This is a genomic window from Campylobacter concisus, from assembly GCF_902460715.1.
Lineage (GTDB): Bacteria > Campylobacterota > Campylobacteria > Campylobacterales > Campylobacteraceae > Campylobacter_A > Campylobacter_A concisus_AK.
In genome coordinates, this window is sequence record NZ_CABPUX010000003.1 from 1 (window position 1) to 5,797 (window position 5,797).

General features: G+C 35.1%; 2 protein-coding genes. Both read left to right on the forward strand.

The features are described from left to right. Positions 1-227 precede the first annotated feature (227 nt). On the forward strand, positions 228-2,000 hold the full coding sequence (locus F3G91_RS08880; protein WP_149701344.1) for a ShlB/FhaC/HecB family hemolysin secretion/activation protein: 1,773 nt from the start codon (positions 228-230) through the stop codon (positions 1,998-2,000). Between the two features lie 9 nt (positions 2,001-2,009). After that, a partial coding sequence (locus tag F3G91_RS08885) for a two-partner secretion domain-containing protein (RefSeq protein ID WP_149701481.1) occupies positions 2,010-5,797 on the forward strand: 3,788 nt, incomplete at its 3' end.

Genomic DNA, 5,797 nt, shown 5'->3' on the forward strand with positions numbered 1-5,797 from the left:
TAATAATCATTGTCAATATAAAATTAAATTTTACCTATAAAGGAGCAAATCAAAATAAATTTGTCTTTGCGATTTATATATCTAAAAAGTTTCATTTTTGAAATATTTTATATAAAAATTCTTTTTCTTCATTATATTTTAATATTAAATTAAGATTATATCCTTTATAATGTCACTAAATTATTTTAAAAAATATAACTTTATAGTTATTTCCAAGGAAGGTTAAGATGAGAACTCTCTTATCTTTAAGCATGGTGTGTGCTGCGCTTCTTGCTAATGAGACTAATCTAAAAAACGAGTTAAACAACGAAGAGATTAGGGCGAATATGGCAAGCTCTTTTAACGAAAGCTCCAACATAAATTTGCTTAACGAAAAAATAGCTTCAGAAGGTAAGCTAAATTTAAACGAAACCCCATGTTTTAAAATAGATAAAATTTCACTTCTTCGTGAGAACGAAGTAGCTAGCTTTAACGCTAGTAGTGGTGCTGACGAGGCTATAATTAGAAAAGCTTATCAAGATAACTTTTCTAAATTTAACTCTATTTTAGAAGCTAGCTTAAATAAGCTTGACTTTAAGCCAAGCAGCTGTCTTGGCAAAAACTCTATCAATCTAATCATAAACTCTTTTAACAACGAGATCATTAAAAGTGGCTATATCACTTCAAGTGCGAGCCTAGTTACAAAGAGTCTAAAAGATGCCAAGCTAGAGTTTGTCATAAATCTTGGTCTAATAGATAATATAAGCATCAATGAAAGTGACAGCCAAAGAAATAGAGCGAGCCTATTTAGCGCATTTGGTGAGTACTCTCATAAAAATAAAGTAGCAAATATAAGAGATATCGAGCAGGCTCTTGAGTCACTGCAAAACGTCTCGAAAAATGATGTTAGTATTAAATTCTTACCTTCAAATAGAGCTGGCTTTTCAAACATAGTGATCACTAGGGTTGATAGCTTCCCACTAAAGGCTGCCATTAGCCTTGACAACCTTGGTTCAAAACAAAGCGGCAAGTACCAAGGCATGGTAAATTTAAGCACACTAAATTTACTTGGATTTAACGAAATTTTTAGCTTCTCACGTGGCAAAGATATATTTAAAAAATATGAGGTTACAAATAAATTTAATGGCGCAAGTGATCACGGAGCTTCAAATAACTATTATTACGGCTTTAGTATCCCATTTGGCTACTTTATGCTTGAGTATGAAAAGAGTAAATATGACTACGCCCAGATCATAAATGCAGCCTACAATCTCTACACATATAAAGGTAGAAGCGAGAGTGATTCACTAAGCCTTGCTTATACATTTTATAGGGACTCAAATTTTAAAAATAGCGCCTATGTAAAGCTATTTAAGAGAAAAAATAAAAACTACCTAGAGGACTACGAGCTAGATAACCAAGCTAGGAGAAATGCTGGATATGAGGTAGGCGTAAAATCAAGCTGGAATTCTTACAACCAAGCTTTTAGCGCCAAGCTAGCTTACAAAAAGGGCACTGGTATATTTAGATCACAGCCTGATCCACTAGAAGATAGCGGGGAGGCTACATCTAGGTTTGCTCTAATAAATTTAAACCTAAACTACAAATATAAATTTGAACTTCCACTAAGCTACGATCTAAATATCAACGCAAGATATGGTCTAAATAAACTAAGCTTGCAAGATAAATTTAGTATCGGTGGATACTACAGTGTTAGGGGATTTGACGGAGAGAGCTCGCTTGTTGGAAACCACGGAGTAAGCGTAAGAAATACCCTCTCATATAACTACTATAAGAGCAACTCTGTCTATGCAGGGCTTGACGCTGGTATGGTAAGAGCAGCAAGTAGCGGCATAAAGGATAAAAACACCCTTGCAGGATACGCCATAGGTCTAAGAGGCAACATAAAAGCCTACAACAACCTAAGCTACGACATCTCTGTCTCAAAACCTCTTTATAAACCAAAGAGCTTTGAAACTAAATCAACAAATGTAAATTTCATCATAAGCTACGAATTTTAAGGATAAAATATGCTAAAGAACAATCAAATTTCAAATGCGCAAAGCAATCAAAAGCCTAGCCTTTTAGCCATAGGCTTAAATTTCTACGTAAGTCTCTCTTTGCTACTTGGCACCGCGCCAGCTCTGGCAAATGAGCCAAGTATCATAGCTGACCCAGGTGCGAACAATCGCCCTGATATACTAAAAGCTCCTAATGAGACGCTAATAATAAACATCACAAACCCTGATAGCAAGGGTGTATCTATAAATGAATATAGTAGGTTTAACACCCCAACTACTGGCACTATCCTTAATAACTCTAATAAAAACATAGATACAAAGATAGCTGGCCAGATAGATGCAAACTATAGGCTAACAAAAGAGGCAAGCCTTATTATCAACAAAGTAAATTCGGCTGAGAAATCATCTCTAAAAGGAAATTTAGAGGTAGCTGGAAGCAGGGCTGACGTAGTCATAGCAAACCCAAATGGCATAAGCGTAGATGGTCTAAATATGATCAACTCTCGCTCACTCACACTAACAACAGGTAGTATCAATAAACTAAGTCCTAAAGAGATAGAGCTAATATCTAATAACTCTATCGATATCGTAGGAGACGGCCTAAATGATAAGAGTAGCGACTATACAAACGTCATCTCAAATGCTGTAAATTTAAACTCAAATATCCACGCAAATGAGCTAAATATCATCGGTGAAAAGGCGGTTGCTTCAAGCAATGGCAAACTATATAACGACGTAAAAGCTAAAAACCAAGAAAATAGCTTTAGCCTAGATAGTAGCGCGCTTGGCGGTATGTATGCTAATAAAATCAAACTAGTTGGCACAAGTAACGGCGTAGGCGTAAATAATAACGGCCTAGTTATAGCAAATAACAATATAGAAATAAGCCTTGATGGCGATATAGTAAACACTGGTGCTATCGCTTCTAATAAAGATGCCAAGATAGAGGCAAAGACTATAACAAACAAAGATGAAGCGCTAATAGCAGCCAAAGAGAGCCTTAACATAAAAGCAGACACTTTGGTAAATACCTCAAGCCAAATTTATGCTAAAGATATAAATGTAGAAGCTAAAAAGCTAGTAAATAACTCAAGCTCGCAGGCTAGGGTGGATACAGTGCACAAACAAGGCACTATGCACCTAAAAAAAGAGGGTGTCAATAGATATAAGCTTGGTGTAAATTTAAAAGAACTAAAAGAGAAGATAAGCACCAAACTAGCTAAAAAACTAGGCAAAGATATAAGTGAGCTAGATGAAAACGAGGTAAATGAGTTAGTGTTAAAAGAGGCTGCAAATAAAGATGGCGCTCTATATGCTCTAAATTTACACAAAGACTCGCATTTAGTTGGCACCAGTCAAAAGATATTTCACAACCTAAGACTGGACTATGATACAAACGAAGTTCTAGTTGATACTAGTAGAGCAAAGAATAATGAACAAAAAAGAACTATCACATATAGCATAGTTAAAGATGTTCTAAACGAAGATGATAAAGCTAACTTCATCCCAGGCAGCATAATAGCTAACAATGATATAAATTTAAATGTAAATGATGTGTTAAACGATAAGAGTGTTATATATGCTGGAGGAGATCTAAAACTAAATAGCGATAATGTAGAAAACATAGCTCTAATGCTAAATAACAATGTAAATAGCTATAGTGTTTATAAGTGGAAAGAGAAAAAGAAATGGTATAGGAGAGGATTTAAAAGCAAATGGGAGACCAAAGGCGGAACAGGAAAAGTTTTTAACTTCTCATACACTGATGTTGGCCTGCCAGCAGTCTTTGCAGCGGGCAATAACATAGTAGGAAGCACACAAGACTTTTCAAGCTATGCACTAAATGATGATATAAAGCTAGCAAATGTTGACCTGGATAAATTCTCTGAGCCAATATTTAATAGCCCAATTATTAAAAACCTAAATAGAAGGGTTAAAAACCAAGGGTATTACTACAGCCTTGATAGTATAAACTCTGCTTATATAGCAAACATCCTTGATGGCTTATATGAAGCTAGAAATGAGAGTATAAGCAAATTTAAAAATGAAGCAAAAGATAAAAACGTAAAAGCCTCAGCTCTAGTAATGGCTAACAACATAGACATAGACGCCAAAGGCAACATAAGTCTAGCTGGTAGCGTAGTGGCTGACAGTCTAAATTTAAATGCGGATAAAAAGATAAAGCTAAAAGGCGCGGAGCTATCAACTAGCGGCGATGCTAACATTGCGGCTAATGATATAGAGATAGATAGTTCTGATCTAAGCTCTAAAAATTTAAACATAAATGCAAAGAGCAATATAAACTTAGATCAAAGCAAGTCTCACTTTAGCAAAGTCTCTAACTTAGAAGCTACAAATGATATAAATTTACAAGCTGGCAATGATATAAAAGTCTCTGGCTCAAATTTAGATGCGAGTGGAGATATAAATTTAAACTCAGGCAATGATATAGAGATAAAAGCAGATGAGTTTAGCTATACTCATCACGCAAGCTCTAAAGGTATGAAATTTGATGAGAGCGTAAAAAGAGTAAGTGCTGCAAATTTAAACGCTAACAGCGACATAAATTTAAATGCTAAAAACACTCTTTTAGTCTCATCATCACATCTAAACTCTCTAAAAGATATAAATTTAAAAGCTAGCGACATCATACTAGCAGCGCAGTCAAACACTAGCGAGGCAACAGCTATAAATAGCTCTAAATCGCTCCTTTCTAAAAAGCAAACCATAGATAGCGCCGTAAGCTCAGAGGTAGTAAGCACTAGCCTAAAATCAGGCAATAATATAAATTTAAACTCAGCTAACGATATCTATCTGGTATCGTCTAAGCTAAAATCAGACAAAGATATAAATTTAAACTCAAACAACAATATCCTCTTTGAAAACGGCCACAACGTAGAGGCTAGCTCTCATGTTTCTAAAAAGAGCAAAATATCTTTAAATCCAAATGCCTTTTATAAGAGTAGCTTTGACCTTGTGGCAAATGGCAGCAAAAAGGCAGTTTATAGCACTATAGACTCAGGAAGCGATATAAATTTAAATGCCAAAAGTGCTCTTAGCCTAAAAGGTGCAAACCTAAATTCTGGTAGTGACATAAATTTAAACGCAGAGCTTATAGCTATATCAAATACAAATGATGAAAGCTACCATAAAGAGGAGCATAAGAGTAGCAGGGTAGGTATCTTAAAGCCTAATGAAGTGCTAAAAGATATCGTTGTTGATCTAAAAAGAAAGCTAAACCCTCTAAAAGAAGCAAAAGATAAATTTAGCTCACTTAGCACACCTACATTTGTAATAGGAAAAACATCTACCAAATTTGAAAGCAATAGCCAAGAAGCCAAGAGCTCTAATATAAAAGCTGGCAAAAATATAAATATCAATGCCAATAAAGATATAAACATAGTTGCTTCAAATGTAGATGCTAAAGAGAACTTAAATTTAAAAGCCAATGAAGCGGTAGAAATTTCATCGGCAAATAGCATCTCTAATGCCAAATCAGAATCTGTAACAAGAAAGATCCTTGGCAAGCAAAGCGCCTCAGCAAGCTCAACAAATGAAGAGGTTGTTAGCTCAAATCTAAACGCCAAAAACATAAACATAGCTTCAAACCAAGATACTACACTTTTAGGCTCAAATATCAGCGCAGATGAGAGCTTAGATATAAAAGCTGATAATATAAATTTACTACCAGCATCATATAGCTTAGAGAGCTCATCTAAATTTAAAGACTCAGGCTTTGGCGATCTAATGAAGTCAAATGGCGAAGAGAGTAGCTCAAACTATAACCTTGCCATAAG

Excerpts from the sequence above, each read along its gene's own strand:
- F3G91_RS08880 (WP_149701344.1), top strand. The coding sequence starts at position 228 with ATGAGAACTCTCTTATCTTTAAGCATGGTGTGTGCTGCGCTTCTTGCT.